The organism is Streptomyces sp. H27-C3 (assembly GCF_030063415.1).
In the GTDB taxonomy this organism is placed as follows: domain Bacteria; phylum Actinomycetota; class Actinomycetes; order Streptomycetales; family Streptomycetaceae; genus Streptomyces.
In genome coordinates, this window is sequence record NZ_JASITA010000018.1 from 16,525 (window position 1) to 33,921 (window position 17,397).

The window sequence follows — 17,397 nt, forward strand, 5'->3', positions numbered from 1 at the left end:
TTGGCGGGACGTTCCCGGGGGGTGCCCGGACGGGCGGCGAGGCGCCGGGGACAGCACCACGTGCTGTCCCCGGCGCCCGTTGCGCGCCCTACCCGTGCCAGGAGCGCCAGAGCGCCGCGTACGCGCCGTCCGCCGCCACCAGCTCGTCGTGGCTGCCCAGTTCGCTGATCCGGCCCTCCTCGACCACCGCGATCACATCCGCGTCGTGCGCGGTGTGCAGCCGGTGCGCGATGGCCACGACCGTACGGCCGTCGAGCACCCGCGCCAGCGAGCGCTCCAGGTGCCGGGCCGCACGCGGGTCCAGCAGGGACGTCGCCTCGTCCAGGACAAGGGTGTGCGGGTCGGCGAGGACCAGCCGGGCCAGCGCGATCTGCTGGGCCTGCGCCGGGGTCAGTACGTGCCCGCCCGAGCCGACCTCGGTGTCCAGGCCGTCGCCCAGAGCCCGCGCCCAGTCCTGCGCGTCGACCGCGCTCAGCGCCGCCCACAGCTGCGCGTCGTCGGCGTTCGTCCTGGCCAGCAGCAGATTGTCGCGCAGGGACCCCACGAAAACGTGGTGCTCCTGGTTGACCAGCGCCACATGCTCACGCACCCGCTCGGCCGGCATTCGCGACAACTCGGCCTTGCCCAGGGTCACTTCACCGGCGCGCGGCGCATAGATCCCGGCCAGCAGCCTGCCCAGCGTGGACTTGCCGGCGCCCGAGGGCCCGACCAGCGCGAGCCGGGTCCCGGGCGCGACGTCCAGCGTCACCCGGTGCAGCACGTCGACGCCCTCCCGGTAGCCGAAGTGCACCGCGTCGGCCCGAACCGCACGGCCGTCGGGCTTCACCAGCTCGTCGCCGGCGTCCGGCTCGATCTCCCGGACGCCGACCAGGCGGGCCAGCGACACCTGGGCGACCTGGAGTTCGTCGTACCAGCGCAGGATGAGGTTGACCGGGTCGACCAGCATCTGGGCGAGCAGGGCGCCCGTCGTGAGCTGCCCGACGTTGATCCAGCCCTGCAGGACGAAGACGCCGCCGAGGAGGATCGTCGAGCCCAGGATCGTCATGTGCGTGACGCTGATGACGGGGAAAAGCACGGACCGCAGCCACAGCGTGTACCGCTCCCAGGCCGTCCACTCCTTGATCCGCTGCTTGGACAGGGCGACCCGGCGGTCACCGAGGCGGTGCACCTCGACGGTCCGGCCCGCGTCCACCGTCTCGGCGAGCATCGCCGCGACCGCCGCGTACCCGGCCGCCTCCGAGCGGTAGGCCGACGGGGCGCGCTTGAAGTACCAGCGGCACCCGACGATCAGCACCGGCAGGGCCACCAGCACGGCCAGCGCCAGCGGCGGCGCGGTCACCGTGAGTCCGCCGATCAGCAGACCGGCCCAGACCACGCCGATCGCGAGCTGCGGCACGGCCTCGCGCATCGCGTTCGCCAGCCGGTCGATGTCGGTGGTGATGCGCGACAGCAGATCACCGGTACCCGCCCGCTCCAGCACCCCCGGCGGCAGGCCGACCGACCGTACGAGAAAGTCCTCGCGCAGGTCGGCCAGCATCTCCTCGCCGAGCATCGCGGCCCGCAGCCGCATCTGCCGGGTGAAGAGCGTCTGGACGACCAGCGCGATCCCGAACACCGTGGCGACCCGCCCCAGATGCAGCTCGCGCACCCCGTTCGCCAGGTCCTCGACGAGCGAGCCCAGCAGATAGGGGCCCGCCATCGAGGCGAGCACCGCGAGCGCGTTGAACACCACGAGCACGGTGAACGCCCGCCGGTGACGCCTCATCAGTTCACGCACATAGGTCCGTACGGTCGCCGGACTGCCGACGGGCAGCGTCGTCGACGACTCCGGTGCCGCCGGGTCGTACTCCGGTGGTGCCACGCCGATCATGCCGATTCCTCGATCTCTTCCAGTGCGGCCTTCTCCTGCACGGCCTTCGCCTGCGCCCACGCGATCTCGATCTCGTCCTCGGTCTCGCGGGTGACGGCCGCGCGGTAACGCGGTTCGGTGTGCAGCAGCTCGCGGTGCACACCCACTGCGGCCACCTCACCCTCGTGCACGAACACGACCCGGTCGGCGTGGTCGAGCAACAGCGGCGACGACGCGAACACGACCGTCGTACGTCCCGTACGCAGCCCCTTCACGCCCGCCGCGACCCGCGCCTCGGTGTGCGAGTCGACGGCGGAGGTCGGCTCGTCCAGGACGAGGACCTGCGGGTCGGTCACCAGCGAGCGGGCCAGTGCCAGCCGCTGGCGCTGACCGCCGGAGAGCGAGCGCCCGCGCTCGGTGATCCGGGTGAGCATCGGGTCGTCGCTGTCGTCGGCCGAGGCCTGGGCGAGCGCGGCGAGCACATCGGCGCACTGCGCCGCGGCCAGTGCCTCCGCCGCGCTCACCTCGCCGGACGCCGGTACGTCGAGCAGTTCGCTGAGCGTGCCGGACAGCAGCACCGGATCCTTGTCCTGGACCAGTACGGCTTCGCGTGCGGCGCCGAGCGGCAGGTCGTCGAGCGCGACCCCGCCGAGCAGCGCCGATGCGACGGTCCTTCGCGCCGGTCCGCCCGAGGTGTCCGGGGCGCCCTGTGTCTCGCCGTCGGTCGTGGCGTGGCCGCCCATACGCTCCGCGAGCCGTCCCGCCACATCCGGGTCGCCGCACACCACGGCGGTGAACCGGCCCGCCGGAGCGAGCAGCCCGGTCGCCGGGTCGTACAGGTCGCCGGAGAGAGGCTCCTCGCCGGAGCCCGCCGTACCGTCCGTCGCGTACGCCGAGCGCTCCAGCGCCAGCACCCGCGCCGCCCGTACCGCGGACGGCCGTGAGAAGGAGTACGCCATGGCGATCTCCTCGAAGTGGCGCAGCGGGTAGAGCAGCAGGGTCACCGCGCTGTACACGGTGACCAGTTCGCCCACCGTGATCCGGCCGTCGAGGGTGAGCCTCGTGCCGTACAGGACAACAGTGATCAGCAGCAGACCCGGCAGCAGCACCTGGACCGCGGAGATCAGCGCCCACATCCGGGCGCTGCGCACGGCGGCTTCGCGCACTTCCTGGGAGGCGCGCCGGTAGCGGCCGAGGAACAGCTCCTCTCCGCCGATGCCGCGCAGCACCCGCAGGCCCGCGACCGTGTCGGACGCCAGCTCGGTGGCCCGGCCGGCCTTGTCGCGCTGGATGTCGGCCCGCCGCGTCGCCCTGGGCAGCAACGGCAGTACGGCCAGGGCCAGTACGGGCACGCCGATCGCGACCACGACGCCGAGCTCGGGCTGGTAGAAGAACAGCCCGATACAGACGATCACGAGCGTCAGGGCGGCGGCGGCGAAGCGCGAGAGTGCCTCGACGAACCAGCCGATCTTCTCGACGTCACCGGTGGAGACCGCGACGACCTCGCCCGCGGCGACCCTGCGGGTCAGCGCCGAGCCCAGCTCCGCCGTCTTGCGGGCCAACAGTTGCTGCACCCGTGCGGCGGCGGTGATCCAGTTGGTGACGGCGGTCCTGTGCTGCATGGTGTCGCCGAGCGCGACGGCCACGCCGAGCAGCGCGATCAGCCCGGCGGCGACCGCGAGGCCACCGCCCGAGCGGTCCACCACGGCCTGCACGGCGAGGCCCACTCCCAGCGGGAGAGCGGCGACACCGCACTGGTGCAGCAGCCCCCAGGCGAGCGCCTTGAGCTGCCCGCCGAGCTGATTGCGCCCGAGCCACAGCAGGAAACGGGGCCCCGACCTGACGTCGGGGACGCCTGGATCGGAGTACGGAAGTTCGCGAATCTGCATGACGTCCCACGGCTCGGTGTGTGCTCGGTGCTGGTGTGTACGAGTGGCTCAAACCGTGCAAGGTTCGTCCTTCGGCACTCCCGAAAGCAATCGATTTACGGGCCCGGAGCACCAGATCGAGCCACATCCGGGCAGCTCGCTCTGGTGCTCCCCGGCCGTCGCGCGCTTCACTCCCGTCGCATGAGACCAAGGAAAATCATGTGCATGATCACGGGTCTGGTCCTGGCGGCCGGGACGCTGCTCGGCGCGGGACCGGCAGCCGCGGCCACCGGGCAGCCACCGCCCGCGGAGTTCGGCTCCGACTGGCACGATCCGGTCACCGCCGCGCCGCCCGTCGAGAGGCCGGACACCCGCTCCTGCCGGGTGACGCTCGCCGCGGCACAGTTCCGTGACTTCACGCCGTACAGGGGCGGTTACCGGCCGCCCGAAGGCTGCGGCAAGCGGTGGAGCAAGGTGGTGCTCGAACTGGAGGGCAAGGTCGCGGGGCGGCAGTACGACCGGCTCGGCTACCTCCACGTCGGTGGCGTCGAAGTGCTCCGCACCTCCACTCCGCAGCCCTCGCCCGACGGCATCACCTGGTCGGTGGAGAAGGACGTCACGCGCTACAGCGACACGCTGCGCCGCGAGCAGCCCGTCGAAATGCTCATCGGCAATGTCGTGAATGAGACATACACCGGCGTCATCGACGTCAGGGCGACCCTGACCTTCTACGCCGCCGATGGCCGCACCGCGCCCGCCGCCGTACCGGACCGGGTGCTCACCCTCGACGGCGACGCGCTGACCACCCCGCGCGACTCCGAGCGCATCGTCGCCGAGGTGTACGCGACGGGCTCCGGAGGAGGCTGCGAGGAGTACTGGTACCTGGCCGTGCCCCAAGAGGCGCCGTACTCATGCAAGGCGGCGGGCGGCCCGTACCGCGAGGTGCAGATCAAGTTCGACGGTCAACTCGCCGGTATCGCGGCGCCGTTCCCCACGGTATGGACCGGAGGCTGGTCCAATCCCTTCCTCTGGTACGTGGTCCCAGGGCCGCGCGCGTTCGACGTGAAGCCGATCCAGTACGACCTGACCCCCTTCGCGGGCCGCCTCAACGACGGCCGCCCGCACCGCGTCGAGGTGTCGGTCGTCGGTGTCCCCGAGGGGCAGAGCGGGTGGAGCACCCCCGTCAATGTGCTCGTCTGGCAGGACAAGGGCCGGGAGGTCGTCACCGGCGGCCTGACCCGAAACCTGGAAGGTGCGCCGGTCAACTCGACGACGTACACCGCGGGTACCGCGCACCGCCTCGACACCCGGGGCGGCCACCGGCTGACCGTCTCCGGCTGGGTCGAGACGTCGCACGGGCGGGTCGCCACCACCGTCACCCGCTCGCTCGCCAACGCCTCCGCGCACCGCTGGACCGACGGCGAGAGCATGGACGCACTCAAGGGGATGTGGACGGACGACGAGACGGTCACCACCGACGGCCGCGGCCCGGCCCGGGTCGCCTCGGAGCGCCGTACGTACACGATGGACGGCACGACGACGCTCGGCGCGGGCGACCGGCTGCGTACGGTCCTCGCGCTCGTGGACCGCGCGGACAGCAAGGTCGTGCACGGTGGTAGGCGTACCGCGTGGTCGCGGTCCGACGACGCGTACCGGGGCGACGCGACGTACACGGCGAACGTCCCTCGCGAGGACCGGCACGCGGTCGCCACCACGAGTGGGCGCCACCGGCTGTCCGGATCGGGGGGCTGCTACGACCGGAGCCTGGAAACGGTCCAGGGGGCGGTGACGGGGGACCGGCGGCGCTGTTGATCCGTCCGGCTCTTGGAGCAAGATCCAAGATTTGAACGGGGGAGGATTCTTTCACCGGAGTGCGGCATTCCGCCATAGTGGCGCATTGCGGAATTTGAATTCTGCATGGCAGAAGTCGACTTGGGGGAGTGCCCGTGCCGCACGCCGTCCCATCCCTCGTCCGCCGCACAGCCCGTCTCGTGCTGTCCTGCCTGGTGGGCGCCGCGCTGCTGCACCTCGGCCACACCAAGGTGCCCGCGATCCTGCCCGCCATCGACCAGGTGCAGGACGTGGTCTTCGCGATCGTCGGCTTCATCATGAAGCTCTTCCCGCTCGCGGTCTTCGGCGCGACGGCATACCTGGTGGGGGAGTACGGGCTCGGCGCGCTGTCGGCGACGGCATCGGCCCTGGGGGTGATCCCGGCGGGAGCGGTGGCCGTGCTGCTCGGCGTCGACCGGATCATGGACGCGATGCGGGTGGCGACGAATCTGCTCGGCAACTGTGTGGCCGTCTTCGCGGTGTCGCGCTGGGAGGGCGCGCTGGACAAGGAGAAGGCCCAGAGATGCTGTACGGGGAGATCGCCTTCGTGCCGGAGGAGGCCGAGCCGGTGCCGGTGGTGCCGCTGTCCGGGGCCGAAGAAGGTCCTGATCCGGTCGCCAAGAAGCTTCCCGCGCAGACGAGTTGAGCGGAGGGGCCCGGCCCACTCGGCCGGGCCCCTCGGCCCGCTACTCCTTGGGCTTCTCGGAGTCCATGCCGGGGCGCGACTTTTTCCACTCGCCGCGGGTGAAGTCCGGGATCTGCTGCGGCATCCCCTTCGCCTTGATCGACAAGTGGCTGAGCGGCACGGGCGCCGTCCATGTCGCCGCGTCGTACACGTCGAAGTCGGGGACCAGGCCGAGCCGCATGCACTGCATCGTCCGGTAGACCATCATGTAGTCCATGCCGCCATGGCCACCGGGCGGGTTGGCGTGCTCCTTCCAGAGCCAGTGGTCGAACTCGGGGGCGTACTTCGAGAAGTCGCCCCATTCGTCGTCCTGGTGGTCCGGCTCCAGATAGATCCGCTCGGGATAGTCCTCGAAGACGCCGCGCGTGCCGCCCAGACTGTTGATCCTGCTGTACGGGTGCGGGGTCGAGACATCGTGCTCAAGTCGGATCACCCGGCCCTTGGCCGTCTGGACGAGGCTGATCGTACGGTCGCTCTCGATGTACGACTCCTTGAAGCTCGGGTCGCCCGGCGGCATGTTCTCCGCGCGGTACTGGGCGAGACCGAGCGCGGGGGAGCCGACGCTGGTGATGCTCACCGCGCGGTCGCCGCGGTTGAGGTCCATGTAGTTGGCGACCGGGCCGAAGCCGTGGTTCGGGTAGAGGTCACCGCGTAGCCTGGTGTGCCACAGCCGGCGCCAGGGGCCCTCGTAGTAGTCCGGGTCGAACATCAGGCCGCGCAGATCGTGGTTGTACGCGCCCGCGCCGTGCAGCAGATCACCGAACTTGCCCGCGTGGGCCATGCGCAGGACACGCATCTCGTTCTTGCCGTAACAGCAGTTCTCCAACTGCATGCAGTGGCGCCTGGTGCGCTCGGAGAGGTCGACGAGCTCCCAGAGCTGGTCCAGTTGGAGCGCGACCGGACACTCCACGCCGACGTGCTTGCCGTTCAGCATGGCCGTCTTCGCCATGTCGAAGTGGAAGTCCCAGGGCGTCGCGACGTACACGAAGTCGATGTCGCCGCGCTTGCACAGATTCTTGTAGTCGTCCTCGCCCGTGGTGTAGACGGCGGGCGCGGGCTGACCGGCCTTGACGACCTTGGCGGACGCCGCCTCCGTCTTCGACTTCACCGGGTCGCAGATCGCGACGACCTTGACCCCCGGCACCGCCAGGAACAGGTCGATCATGCTGCAGCCGCGGTTGCCCAGGCCGATGATGCCCACCCGGACCGTGCTGCGCCGTTCGAAGGGGACGCCGACCATGGTGCGGCCGTGGCGCTTGGGCGCGGCGGCCTCCGCTCCCGCTCCCGCCTCCGCGGCCGTCACGGCCGATTCGGCGGCCGATGCGCTGCCCGCCGTACCGAGCGCGCCGAGTCCGATTCCGGCGCCTGCCGCGCCCGCGGTCCACAGGACCGAGCGGCGGCTCGGCGGGGTGTGGTCGCTGCCTTCGCTGCCGTCGTGCTGCGGGGTCTGCGGTGCTGCGTCGTTCATCGAGCCTCCAGGGGAACTGGCGGTGCGCTGCTGGGACGTGAACATCGGTGACGTGAGGTGACGTGAGGTGGCGTGACGTGAGAAGGCGTGGAGCGAGAGGGCGTGGAGCGAGAGCCGGGACGCGATGTTCGGGACGCGAACCTCGGTAAGGACCTTGGTAGTTGTGGCTGCTGATGCGCAAGAGCGGCAATTGGACTCTTGGAACGGGCTCATGGACTCTTGTCGCCGGCCCCCGACGCACCGGGTGCCCGTGACGTGGACGTCACGGGCACCCGGTGGCGTATTGACCGAGGAATCAGCAGATCAGACAGGCCGGTCCGGCCGTGTCACACGCTCCAGCTCCAGCAGCACCGAGCGGTAGTGGCGGCCCGTCGCACGGTCCATGCCGACCTCGCACATCCGGTTCGCCGAGAGATATGCGTCGTACTCCATGGCGACGACCTCAGCCGCCTCGTGTGCCGTCGCCGACTCCGTCAGCTCCTTGTGCAGCATGCCCCGGTCGCCCGCGAAGGCGCAGCAGCGCACATCGTCCGGTACGACGACCTCATCCGCGCACGCCTCGGCGACCGCGCGCAGCTGCTCCTCGTCGCCCAAGTGCCGCATCGAGCAGGTGGGGTGGAGCACGGCGGAGCCGATCCTGCGCCCCGCCGGCAGATGGGGAAGCAGCTCCTCGGCGGCCCAGACGACGGAGTCGACGACGGTCAGCTCCGCGTGCAGTGCCCGGTTGTCATCGGTGAGATACGGCACCACCTCCTGCGCCAGGCCCAGCGTGCACGAGGAGGCGTCGACGACCAGGGGCAGGAGGCCGCCCGCCGTCCAGCCCCAGGCGGCCTCGACGATGCGGTTGGCCATGACGGCATGGCCCGCGTCGTACCCCTTGGAATGCCAGATGGTCGCGCAGCAGGTGCCCGCGACGTCCTCGGGGATCCACACCGGCTTTCCTGCGCGCGCCGACACGGCGACGACCGCCTGCGCGAGCGAAGGCCCCCAGTAGCCCTCGGGCTCACCGAAGATCCGGTTCACACAGGCCGGATAGTAGACGGCGCGGGCGCCCACCCGTGCGGTTCGCGGCAGTGTGCGGGCGGCGGCGCCGGGGATCTCCGGCAGCCACTCGGGCACCAGATCCGGGCGCACGGCCCTGCGGGCCAGCCCGGTGACCCGGGTCAGCAGCCGGTCGCCCAGGAGGTCGGCGGCGGCCACCGCGAGCCGCGCCGAGGCCTCGACCGCCTTGAAGTTCTTCGCGGCCAGCGCGGCGACGCGCTCCTCGCGCGCCGAGTGCCGCCGGTGGCGGAACTCCTTCATCAGGGCGCCGGTGTCGATGCCCACGGGGCAGGCGATCCTGCACGTCGAGTCGCCCGCGCAGGTGTCCACGGCGTCGTACCCGTACGCTTCCACCAGGCCGTCCTGGACCGGCGAACCGTCCGGCTGGCGCATCATCTCCCGCCGCAGCACGATGCGCTGGCGCGGAGTGGTCGTCAGGTCACCGCTGGGGCACGTCGGCTCGCAGAAGCCGCACTCGATGCACGGATCGGCGATCAGCTCGACCTTGGGAATCGTCTTGAGGCCGCGCAGATGCGCCAGAGGGTCACGGTCCAGGACGATGCGCGGCGCCAACACCCCGTCCGGGTCGATGAGCTGCTTCGTACGCCACATCAGCCCGGTCGCCCCCGGCCCCCACTCCAGCTCCAGGAAGGGCGCGATATTGCGGCCGGTGGCGTGCTCCGCCTTGAGCGAGCCGTCGAAATGCTCGACCGTCAGCCGGCAGAAGGCGTCCATGAAGGCGGCGTAGCGCGTCACGTCCGCCGCTTCGGCGGCGTCGAAGGCGAGCAGGAAATGCAGATTGCCGTGCGCCGCGTGGCCCGCGACGGCGGCGTCGAAACCGTGCTCCGCCTGCAGCCGCAGGAGCGCCTCGCAGGCCTCGGCGAGCCTCGACGGCGGGACGGCGAAATCCTCGGTGATCAGCGTCGTGCCTGCGGGCCGGGCGCCGCCGACCGCAGTGACGAACGCCTTGCGGGCCTTCCAGTACCCCGCGATGGTCGTCGCGTCACGGGTGAACCCATTGGTCACCGAGGCGACGGGCGCGACCAGGTCGAGCCCGGCCAGGGTCTCGGCGGCCACCCGCTCGTACGCCTCCTGCTCCGCCTCGTCCGGCGCCCGGAACTCCACCAGCAGCGCCGCGGTCTCCCTCGGCAGCCCGGCCCAGTCGGCGGGCACCCCCGCGACACTCACCGAGGCGCGCAGCGTATTGCCGTCCATCAGCTCGACGGCGATGGCCCCGGCCTCGTTGAACAGGGGGACCGCGGCGGCAGCCGCGGGCAGCGTGGGAAAGAAGAGCAGCGCCGTGGAGAGCTCGCGGTCCAGCGGCAGGGTGTCGAAGACGACCTCGGAGATGAAGCCGAAGGTGCCCTCGGAGCCGACCATCAGGCCGCGCAGGATCTGGACGGGCGTCGCGCCGTCCAGATAGGCGTCCAGCCGGTAGCCGTTGGTGTTCTTGATTTCGTACTTGGCGCGGATCCGGGCGGTGAGCCCGGCGTCCGCCTCGATCTCCGCCTTGACCGCCAGCAGGCCCGCACACAGCGCCGGTTCGGCGTGCGCCAGCTCCTCGTCGGCGGCCGGGTCCCCCGTGTCCACGACCGTGCCGCTCGGCAGCACGAAGGTGAGCGAGGAGACCGTGCGGTACGAGTTACGGGTGGTGCCCGCCGTCATGCCCGAGGCGTTGTTCGCGACGACGCCGCCGATGGTGCAGGCGATGGCGCTCGCCGGGTCCGGGCCGAGCACCCTTCCGTGCCGCGCGAGCGACGCATTGGCCCGGGCGACCGTGGTGCCGGGGCCGATACGGGCCCGCTCACCGCCGCCGATGACCTCCACCCCCGCCCAGTGCCGCCGCACGTCGACCAGGATGTCCTCGCCCTGCGCCTGACCGTTGAGCGAGGTCCCGGCCGCCCGGAACACCACTTCGCGGCCCTTGCCGTGCGCGTACGAGAGCACCGCCGAGATGTCGTCGATGTCCTCGGCGACCACCACGACACGGGGAACGAAGCGGTACGGGCTGGCGTCGGACGCGTACCGCACGAGGTCCGAGATCTTCCACAGCACCTTGTCCGCGCCGAGCAGCGCGACCAGTTCGCCGCGCAACGGCTCGGGGGTGCCGCCGGCCAGCGCGTCCGCCACCCGGTCGGGCGCCGGCGCCTGCGGGCCCAAGGGGCGCAGCGCTCCGGACTTCGGCTCCAGCAGAGGCATCTCGCGGTCCTCTCGGTGGCGGTGGGCGGGCGCCGGGCCCCACTCAGCAGCTGCGCTCCGGCATCCCGTCGACCAGGGTGGACATCAGCCCGCCGAGCACCTCGCGCTGCGCGGCGGTCAATGGGGCAAGGATCTCCTCCGCGGCGTCGCGGCGCGCGCTGCGCAGCGACCCGAGAGTGGTCCGGCCGGTGTCGGTGAGCTCGATCCTTATCACCCGGCGGTTGGTGGGATCGGGCACCCGGCGCACCCGACCGCTCGCCTCCAGGCCGTCGACCAGGGTGGTCACGGCGCGTGGGACCACGTCCAGACGCCGGGCGAGATCGGCCATCCGCGGCGACTCGTCGTGGTGCTGGTGGTGATTCGAGACGGTGCGCAGCAGCCGGGACTGCGCGGGGGTGATGCCGATCGGCTCCATCTGCCGGCGCTGGATGCGATGGAGTCTGCGCGTCAGCCGCAGCAGTTGCTCGGCCAACAGGCCGTCGGCGTCGGACGTGACGTCGGAGGTGCTCATACCGGGAACAATATCAGGACCTTGTGCATTGTGAGTATGGGTAACAATGAGCTAAGCTCTTGAAATCCCGCTTTCTCACCCTGAAGGAGCCCATGAACCCCGATCGATCCTCCTGGACGCCCCCACCCCGTGACCCCGCGCAGCCGGAAGAGCCCGCGCAGGTGCGTCGCATCCTCCGGCTCTTCCGCCCCTACCGTGGGCGCCTGCTGATCGTCGGCGTGCTCGTCGCGGCCTCGTCGCTCGTCGCCGTCGCCTCGCCGTTCCTCCTCCGCGAGATCCTCGACACGGCGATCCCGCAGCGCCGCACCGGGCTGCTCAGCCTGCTCGCCCTCGGCATGATCCTGACGGCCGTGGTGACGAGTGTCTTCGGCGTGCTGCAGACCCTGATATCCACGACGGTCGGCCAGCGCGTCATGCACGACCTGCGCACCGCCGTGTACACCCAGCTCCAGCGGATGCCGCTGGCCTTCTTCACCAAAACCCGCACCGGCGAGGTGCAGTCCCGCATCGCCAATGACATCGGCGGCATGCAGGCGACGGTGACCTCCACTGCGACGTCCCTCGTCTCCAACCTGACCGCGGTCCTGGCCTCGGTCGTCGCCATGCTGGCCCTCGACTGGCGGCTGACCGTCGTCTCTCTGCTCCTGCTGCCGGTATTCGTCTGGATCAGCCGCCGGGTCGGCCGTGAGCGCAAACGGATCACGACGCGCCGGCAGAAGCAGATGGCATCGATGGCCGCCACTGTCACCGAGTCGCTGTCCGTCAGCGGCATCCTGCTCGGCCGCACCATGGGCCGCTCCGACTCGCTCACCAAGGCCTTCTCCGACGAGTCCGAGCGGCTCGTCGATCTCGAAGTGCGCTCCAACATGGCCGGGCGCTGGCGGATGTCCACCATCGGCATCGTCATGGCCGCGATGCCCGCCGTCATCTACTGGGCCGCGGGTCTGACCATGCAGTCCGGCGGGGCCGCCGTCTCCCTCGGCACCCTCGTCGCCTTCGTCACGCTCCAGCAGGGCCTCTTCCGGCCCGCCGTGAGCCTGCTCTCGACCGGTGTGCAGATGCAGACCTCGCTCGCGCTCTTCCAGCGGATCTTCGAGTATCTGGACCTCCCGGTGGACATCACTGAGGTCGACAAGCCGGTCCGGCTGGAGAAGATCCGCGGCGAAGTGCGCTTCGACGGCGTCGACTTCGCCTACGACGAGAAGAACGGCGACACGCTCAGCGGCATCGACGTCACAGTGCCCGCAGGCACCAGCCTCGCCGTCGTCGGGCCCACCGGCTCCGGCAAGAGCACCCTCAGCTATCTGGTGCCCCGGCTGTACGACGTCACCGGCGGCCGGGTCACCCTGGACGGCATCGACGTGCGCGACCTGGACTTCGACACCCTAGCCCGCGCGGTGGGCGTGGTCTCCCAGGAGACGTACCTCTTCCACTCCTCCGTCGCCGAGAACCTGCGCTTCGCCAAGCCCGACGCGACCGACGCGGAGCTGCGCGCGGCGGCCGAGGCGGCCCAGATCCACGACCACATCGCCTCCCTGCCCGACGGGTACGACACCCTGGTCGGTGAGCGGGGGTACCGATTCTCCGGCGGCGAGAAGCAGCGCCTGGCGATCGCCAGGACCATCCTGCGCGACCCGCCCGTGCTGATCCTCGACGAGGCGACGAGTGCCCTCGACACCCGTACGGAACACGCCGTGCAGCAGGCCATCGACGCGCTCTCGGCAGGCCGTACGACCATCACCATCGCGCACCGCCTGTCCACCATCAGGGACGCCGACCAGATCGTCGTTCTCGACCACGGACGGACCGCCGAGCGCGGCAGCCACCAGGAGCTGCTGGAGAAGGACGGCCGGTACGCCGGCCTGGTCCGCAGGGACACCGAGCTGGCCCCCGCCGCGTCCTGACGGGGTGGACGCACCCCGCCCACCGGGAGCCTCCGCGGCTACGGAATGATCGCCGCCCATGAGACCACTGCATGGGGTGGAACTGCCGGGCTACCGGTCCGTGGACACTGACGCGTGGGCGAGCAACGCGGGTGACCTGCTGTCGCTGTACTACTTCGGGCTGCCGCCGGATCTCCCGGCAGCCCTGGACGACGGCCCCTCGCTGAGAGCGGCGCTCACCGGCTTCGTCGCGGAAGCCGGGGGTGGGCTGATCGAAGCCTCGCTGAAGACGCTGGGACAGCTCCCCGCCGTCCGCCAGATACTCAAGCTGCCGCTCCCGGGACAGCCCAACGGCCAGGTCTTCATCGGAGCCTCACCGTGCCGCGCGCCGGCTGCTCCGCCGTCGTCAAGATCCAGGCGCCCGAGCGCGGTATGACGGGGATGCGGGAAGCCGTGGTGCTGGCGAAGGTCGGCCCCGAGCAGTACTTCAGACCGCACCCCTACGCCCCGGACGTCCGGGGCGGGCTGCCCTTCCACGCCGGGGCCCATGCCCGCTGGGACGCCGAGTTTCCCGACCACCCGTTGACGCGGGTGCGGCGCACGCTCGACCAGCTCGTGGAGTCGGTACGGGTCGATCCCGGATTCGCGGCGCTGCCGCCCTTCGATGGCCCGCGGCGCAAGGCCTGAACGCGGCGGCGCCGCCACCCCCCCTGGGACGGGGGAGTAGCGGCGCCGGGTGAGACCTCGGTCAGACCAGCCAGCCCAGGAAGTGGAAGACGCCGGCGAGAAGGTCGGTGATGAGGTTCATGAGCTTGGGTTCTCCTTGTGCTTTGTTCATCTGCGGGACTGCGCAACCACGGTATGCAGCCCGTCACTTGCACACCGTAAGCATCTTGCGCGGCACGGCCGTCGAGCAACGAAAACGACCACGACCACGCGTTCGAGCGAACACCCGATCCCCCGTTCGTGTGTTCCCTGCGTTCGTGTCGGTGTTCCCGGCTCCCGAAAACGGCGCATCGCGCGGGTTAGCGTGCCCCATGAAGAACGAATCCCTGCCAAAACGACCCAAACGTAAGCCCCGTCTGACCCGCCGCGGTCGGCTGCTGCTGGTGGTGGGCTCGACGGTCGTGGTGGCGGCCGCCGTCCTTGTGCCGGTGCTGCTGTTCGGGGGCGACGAAGCACGGGCGCAGAGCCTGCTGGTTCCCGAGGGGTGGCGCGCCCCGCAGGTGTACGCCGCGGTCGACAAGGCGCTGGAAGCCGCATCCGGCACCACGGAGAAAGCCGTCGCGAAGGCGCGGCTGAGGCTTCCGGGGGAGGCGGGGGCCAATCCGGAAGGCTTCCTCTTCCCGGCCACCTATCCGGTCGACGAGAAGTCGACGCCCGCGAGCCTGCTGTCGTTCATGGTCAATACCGCGGACAAGAAGTTCGGCACGGCGCCGACGGTCTACCGAACCGTCACCATCGCCAGCATCGTCCAGGCCGAGGCCGACACCCCCGAGGACATGGGGAAGGTGGCCAGGGTCGTCGACAACCGGCTGCTCCGCGGCATGCCGCTGCAGATGGACTCGACCCTCAACTACGCGCTCAACCGAAGCACCCTCGACACCACCCACGAGGACACCAGGATCAACCACCCCTACAACACCTATGAGCGCACCGGTCTGCCGCCGACGCCGATCGGCAACCCCGGGCAGCAGGCGATGGACGCGGTGCGCAATCCGCCGCCCGGGAACTGGCTCTACTTCGTCACCGTCGCCCCGGGCGACACCCGCTTCACCGACAACTACGCCGAGCAGCAGAGGAACGTGCGGGAGTTCAACAGGAACCGCAGCGGCGGCGCCTGACGGTCAATCCGACACCGCCGCCACGACGGACGGCGCAGCCGCCGGCTCGGCCCGGCGCTCCAGCAGCCGGGTGATCACACGCACGGCCGCCCGCCCCGCCCGGTTGGCGCCGACAGTGCTGGCCGAAGGCCCGTACCCGACCAGATGGACCCGCTCGTCGTGCCATGCACGCGTGCCGTCCACCCGGATGCCGCCGCCCGGCTCGCGCAGCTTCAGCGGCGCCAGGTGGTCGATCACGGGGCGGAACCCGGTGGCCCAGAGGATCACGTCTGCCTCGACCGTGCGCCCGTCGTCCCAGGCCACACCCTCGGGGATGATCCGGTCGAACATCGGCAGCCGGTCCAGGATGCCGTCCGCGCGGGCCCGCGCGACGGCCACGGTCACCGGCAGGCCGGTCACCGACACGACGCTCTGCGGCGGCAGCCCGCGTCGTACCCGCTCGTCCACGAGGGCGACCGCGGCACGCCCCTGGTCCTCGCCGAACGGCCCTTCGCGGAAGAGTGGCGCGCGCCGCGTCACCCAGGTGGTCGCGGCGGCGGTCCCGGCCACCTCCATCAGATGCTGTACGCCGGAGGTCCCGCCGCCCACGACGATCACGCGCTGCCCGGCGAACTCCCGAGGCCCCGGGTAGTTCGCCGTGTGCAACTGCCGTCCGCGGAAGGTCTCCTGGCCCGGGTAGCGGGGCCAGAAGGGCCGGTCCCAGGTGCCCGTCGCGTTGATCAGGGCGCGCGCCGACCACACGCCCTGGGACGTCTCGACGAGCAGTCGCCCGCTCTCGCCCTCGCGCACCGCCGACACATCCACCGGCCGGCGCACCCGCAGCCCGAAGGCCTGCTCGTACCTCTCGAAGTACTCGCCTATGACCTCGGAGGAGGGACGGCTCGGGTCGGTGCCGGTCAGCTCCATCCCGGGCAGCGCGTGCATGCCGTGCACCTTCCCGTACGTCAGGGACGGCCATCGGAACTGCCAGGCGCCGCCCGCGCGCGGTGCGTGGTCGAGCACCACGAAGCCCCCGTCGGGGTCCAGGCCGGCGCGTCGCAGATGGTAGGCGCTGGACAGTCCGGCCTGCCCGGCGCCTATCACGACCACGTCCACGTCTGCGACTCGCACCCCGATGTTGTTCATGTTTCTACCAACAGTGCGGGGCCGGTGGATCTTCCCGCCGCCAAGTACTTTCCCGCGATGTGGGTACGGTGCCGGAATGACCACCGTCGAATACGTGTACCGGGTGGACGCACCCGCCGGAAGCGTCGGCTGGCGTCCGCTGGGTGAGCGCTACCGGGGCACCGTCATGACCGACACCCTGCCCGAGGACGCCGAGTCCGTCGCCGCGGGGGTGGTGCGAGAGCTTGCGACGGAGTGGGACCACAGCGGCACGGGCGTCCATCACGTCCGTATCTGCGTGTGGCGCGACACGGAGGGCGTGGGGCCCGAGGATGCGGAATGCACGGTGGAGGTGCAACCCGACCTGGATCAGCTCCCCGACGTCTGATTCGCGGCGCCCCGCCGGGAGCCGACGCCGGCCGTCCGTTCGCCGCGGGCACCACGCTCAGTGGTGACGTGAGCGTGCGCGGCAGCAGCCCGCGTCGCACCCGCTCGTTCACGAGGGCGACCGCGGCGCGCCCCTGGTCCTCGCCGAGCCGCGACAGCGCCGAGACCAGCGCCAGCGCGGTGCCGATCACGACGCCGAGGAGCAGCCCCGCGGCGACACGCTGGAGCGAGACATTCATGGCGTTCGGCAGGGTGCCGTCGGCGATCAGGTCGGCGCCGGCCCGGGCGATGGTGCCGGGCGAGGCGAGGATGTCGGGGTGCATGACACCTGTCGCGCTGAGCAACTGCCACAGGGCGAGCAGGGTGACGGTGCGGCGCAGCCAGCGGGGTACCGAACGGCGACGGCCGCCGGGGGGCGAGGTCGGATGCGGCAGGCGCGGTTGCGGCGGCAAGCCGGATTTAACATATATGTCCGGCGGGGCATGGCCGAGGCTCATTGCGGGCTCCACGGGCAGGAGGCGGCGCGCCTCAGCTGTTGTGCGCGGCGTTACGGCACGGAGTCAGCGAGGCGGGGCGCTGTGGGGACAACTGGCGGGGAAGCCAGCGGCGCGGCAGGCGCGCGAAGGGTATGAGAGGGCGTCAGCAGCCGCGGCGACACGCGGCGGAGGCCACTCGCAGCAGGTCGATATGACCGCGCGTAGTGAGTACTACTGAACGCAACATGCGCC

The 17,397-nt window shown here is 71.0% G+C and carries 11 protein-coding genes and 2 pseudogenes; 6 read left to right on the forward strand and 7 right to left on the reverse strand.

Annotated features, from left to right (window positions below; all coding sequences use genetic code 11):
• Positions 1-88: 88 nt before the first annotated feature.
• Positions 89-1,870: an ABC transporter ATP-binding protein gene (locus QMK30_RS19330; protein ID WP_283519544.1), complete on the reverse strand. Its 1,782-nt coding sequence runs from the start codon at positions 1,868-1,870 to the stop codon at positions 89-91.
• Positions 1,867-3,738 (reverse strand): ABC transporter transmembrane domain-containing protein, encoded by a 1,872-nt coding sequence (locus tag QMK30_RS19335; protein ID WP_283519545.1) that lies wholly within the window; start codon positions 3,736-3,738, stop codon positions 1,867-1,869. Before QMK30_RS19335 ends, QMK30_RS19330 begins: the two co-directional genes overlap by 4 nt.
• Before the next feature lie 180 nt (positions 3,739-3,918).
• Between QMK30_RS19335 and QMK30_RS19340 the strand changes: the two genes are divergently transcribed.
• Together QMK30_RS19340 and QMK30_RS19345 are read left to right on the forward strand one after the other, a co-directional pair.
• Positions 3,919-5,529 carry a peptide-N4-asparagine amidase gene (locus tag QMK30_RS19340; protein ID WP_283519546.1) on the forward strand — a complete coding sequence of 537 codons (1,611 nt, stop codon included), beginning with the start codon at positions 3,919-3,921 and terminating at the stop codon, positions 5,527-5,529.
• Between the two features lie 176 nt (positions 5,530-5,705).
• Positions 5,706-6,193: pseudogene (locus tag QMK30_RS19345) on the forward strand (cation:dicarboxylate symporter family transporter); the annotation flags it as partial.
• 40 nt (positions 6,194-6,233) lie between these two features.
• On the opposite strand, the gene QMK30_RS19350 reads toward QMK30_RS19345, so the two are convergent.
• The 3 genes from QMK30_RS19350 to QMK30_RS19360 form a co-directional block, all read right to left on the reverse strand.
• Positions 6,234-7,700, reverse strand: a complete 1,467-nt coding sequence (locus QMK30_RS19350) for a Gfo/Idh/MocA family protein (RefSeq protein ID WP_283519547.1) — start codon at positions 7,698-7,700, stop codon at positions 6,234-6,236.
• 303 nt (positions 7,701-8,003) lie between these two features.
• Positions 8,004-10,940, reverse strand: coding sequence for an FAD-binding and (Fe-S)-binding domain-containing protein (locus QMK30_RS19355; RefSeq protein ID WP_283519548.1), 2,937 nt, complete (start codon positions 10,938-10,940; stop codon positions 8,004-8,006).
• Positions 10,941-10,983: 43 nt separating this feature from the next.
• Complete coding sequence (locus QMK30_RS19360) at positions 10,984-11,451, reverse strand: MarR family winged helix-turn-helix transcriptional regulator (protein ID WP_283519549.1); 468 nt, start codon at positions 11,449-11,451, stop codon at positions 10,984-10,986.
• Between the two features lie 92 nt (positions 11,452-11,543).
• On the opposite strand from QMK30_RS19360, the gene QMK30_RS19365 reads away from it, so the two are divergent.
• The 3 genes and pseudogenes from QMK30_RS19365 to mltG all read left to right on the forward strand — a co-directional run bounded on the left by QMK30_RS19365 (position 11,544) and on the right by mltG (position 15,178).
• Positions 11,544-13,355, forward strand: coding sequence for an ABC transporter ATP-binding protein (locus QMK30_RS19365; RefSeq protein ID WP_283519550.1), 1,812 nt, complete (start codon positions 11,544-11,546; stop codon positions 13,353-13,355).
• A gap of 58 nt (positions 13,356-13,413) precedes the next feature.
• A pseudogene (locus QMK30_RS19370) lies at positions 13,414-14,021 on the forward strand (hypothetical protein).
• A gap of 350 nt (positions 14,022-14,371) precedes the next feature.
• Positions 14,372-15,178 (forward strand): endolytic transglycosylase MltG, encoded by an 807-nt coding sequence (gene mltG / locus QMK30_RS19375; RefSeq protein WP_283519551.1) that lies wholly within the window; start codon positions 14,372-14,374, stop codon positions 15,176-15,178.
• 3 nt (positions 15,179-15,181) lie between these two features.
• Here mltG and QMK30_RS19380 read toward each other — a convergent pair whose 3' ends face one another.
• On the reverse strand, positions 15,182-16,303 hold the full coding sequence (locus QMK30_RS19380; RefSeq protein WP_283519552.1) for an NAD(P)-binding domain-containing protein: 1,122 nt from the start codon (positions 16,301-16,303) through the stop codon (positions 15,182-15,184).
• 76 nt (positions 16,304-16,379) lie between these two features.
• Between QMK30_RS19380 and QMK30_RS19385 the strand changes: the two genes are divergently transcribed.
• Entirely contained in the window at positions 16,380-16,670 is a 291-nt protein-coding gene (locus tag QMK30_RS19385) for a hypothetical protein (protein WP_283519655.1), read from the forward strand.
• Positions 16,671-17,308: 638 nt separating this feature from the next.
• Here the strand turns inward: QMK30_RS19385 and QMK30_RS38810 are convergent.
• Entirely contained in the window at positions 17,309-17,392 is an 84-nt protein-coding gene (locus tag QMK30_RS38810) for a putative leader peptide (protein WP_434600287.1), read from the reverse strand.
• Positions 17,393-17,397 lie beyond the last annotated feature (5 nt).

What these genes read in the sequence shown, in the direction of transcription:
- QMK30_RS19350 (WP_283519547.1), bottom strand. Translation starts at nt 7,700, where the DNA reads ATGAACGACGCAGCACCGCAGACCCCGCAGCACGACGGCAGCGAAGGC.
- QMK30_RS19355 (WP_283519548.1), bottom strand. Translation starts at nt 10,940, where the DNA reads ATGCCTCTGCTGGAGCCGAAGTCCGGAGCGCTGCGCCCCTTGGGCCCG.
- QMK30_RS19360 (WP_283519549.1), bottom strand. Translation starts at nt 11,451, where the DNA reads ATGAGCACCTCCGACGTCACGTCCGACGCCGACGGCCTGTTGGCCGAG.
- QMK30_RS19335 (WP_283519545.1), bottom strand. Translation starts at nt 3,738, where the DNA reads ATGCAGATTCGCGAACTTCCGTACTCCGATCCAGGCGTCCCCGACGTC.
- mltG (WP_283519551.1), top strand. Translation starts at nt 14,372, where the DNA reads ATGAAGAACGAATCCCTGCCAAAACGACCCAAACGTAAGCCCCGTCTG.
- QMK30_RS19365 (WP_283519550.1), top strand. Translation starts at nt 11,544, where the DNA reads ATGAACCCCGATCGATCCTCCTGGACGCCCCCACCCCGTGACCCCGCG.
- QMK30_RS19385 (WP_283519655.1), top strand. Translation starts at nt 16,380, where the DNA reads ATGACCACCGTCGAATACGTGTACCGGGTGGACGCACCCGCCGGAAGC.
- QMK30_RS19340 (WP_283519546.1), top strand. Translation starts at nt 3,919, where the DNA reads ATGAGACCAAGGAAAATCATGTGCATGATCACGGGTCTGGTCCTGGCG.
- QMK30_RS19330 (WP_283519544.1), bottom strand. Translation starts at nt 1,870, where the DNA reads ATGATCGGCGTGGCACCACCGGAGTACGACCCGGCGGCACCGGAGTCG.
- QMK30_RS19380 (WP_283519552.1), bottom strand. Translation starts at nt 16,303, where the DNA reads ATGAACAACATCGGGGTGCGAGTCGCAGACGTGGACGTGGTCGTGATA.
- QMK30_RS38810 (WP_434600287.1), bottom strand. Translation starts at nt 17,392, where the DNA reads ATGTTGCGTTCAGTAGTACTCACTACGCGCGGTCATATCGACCTGCTG.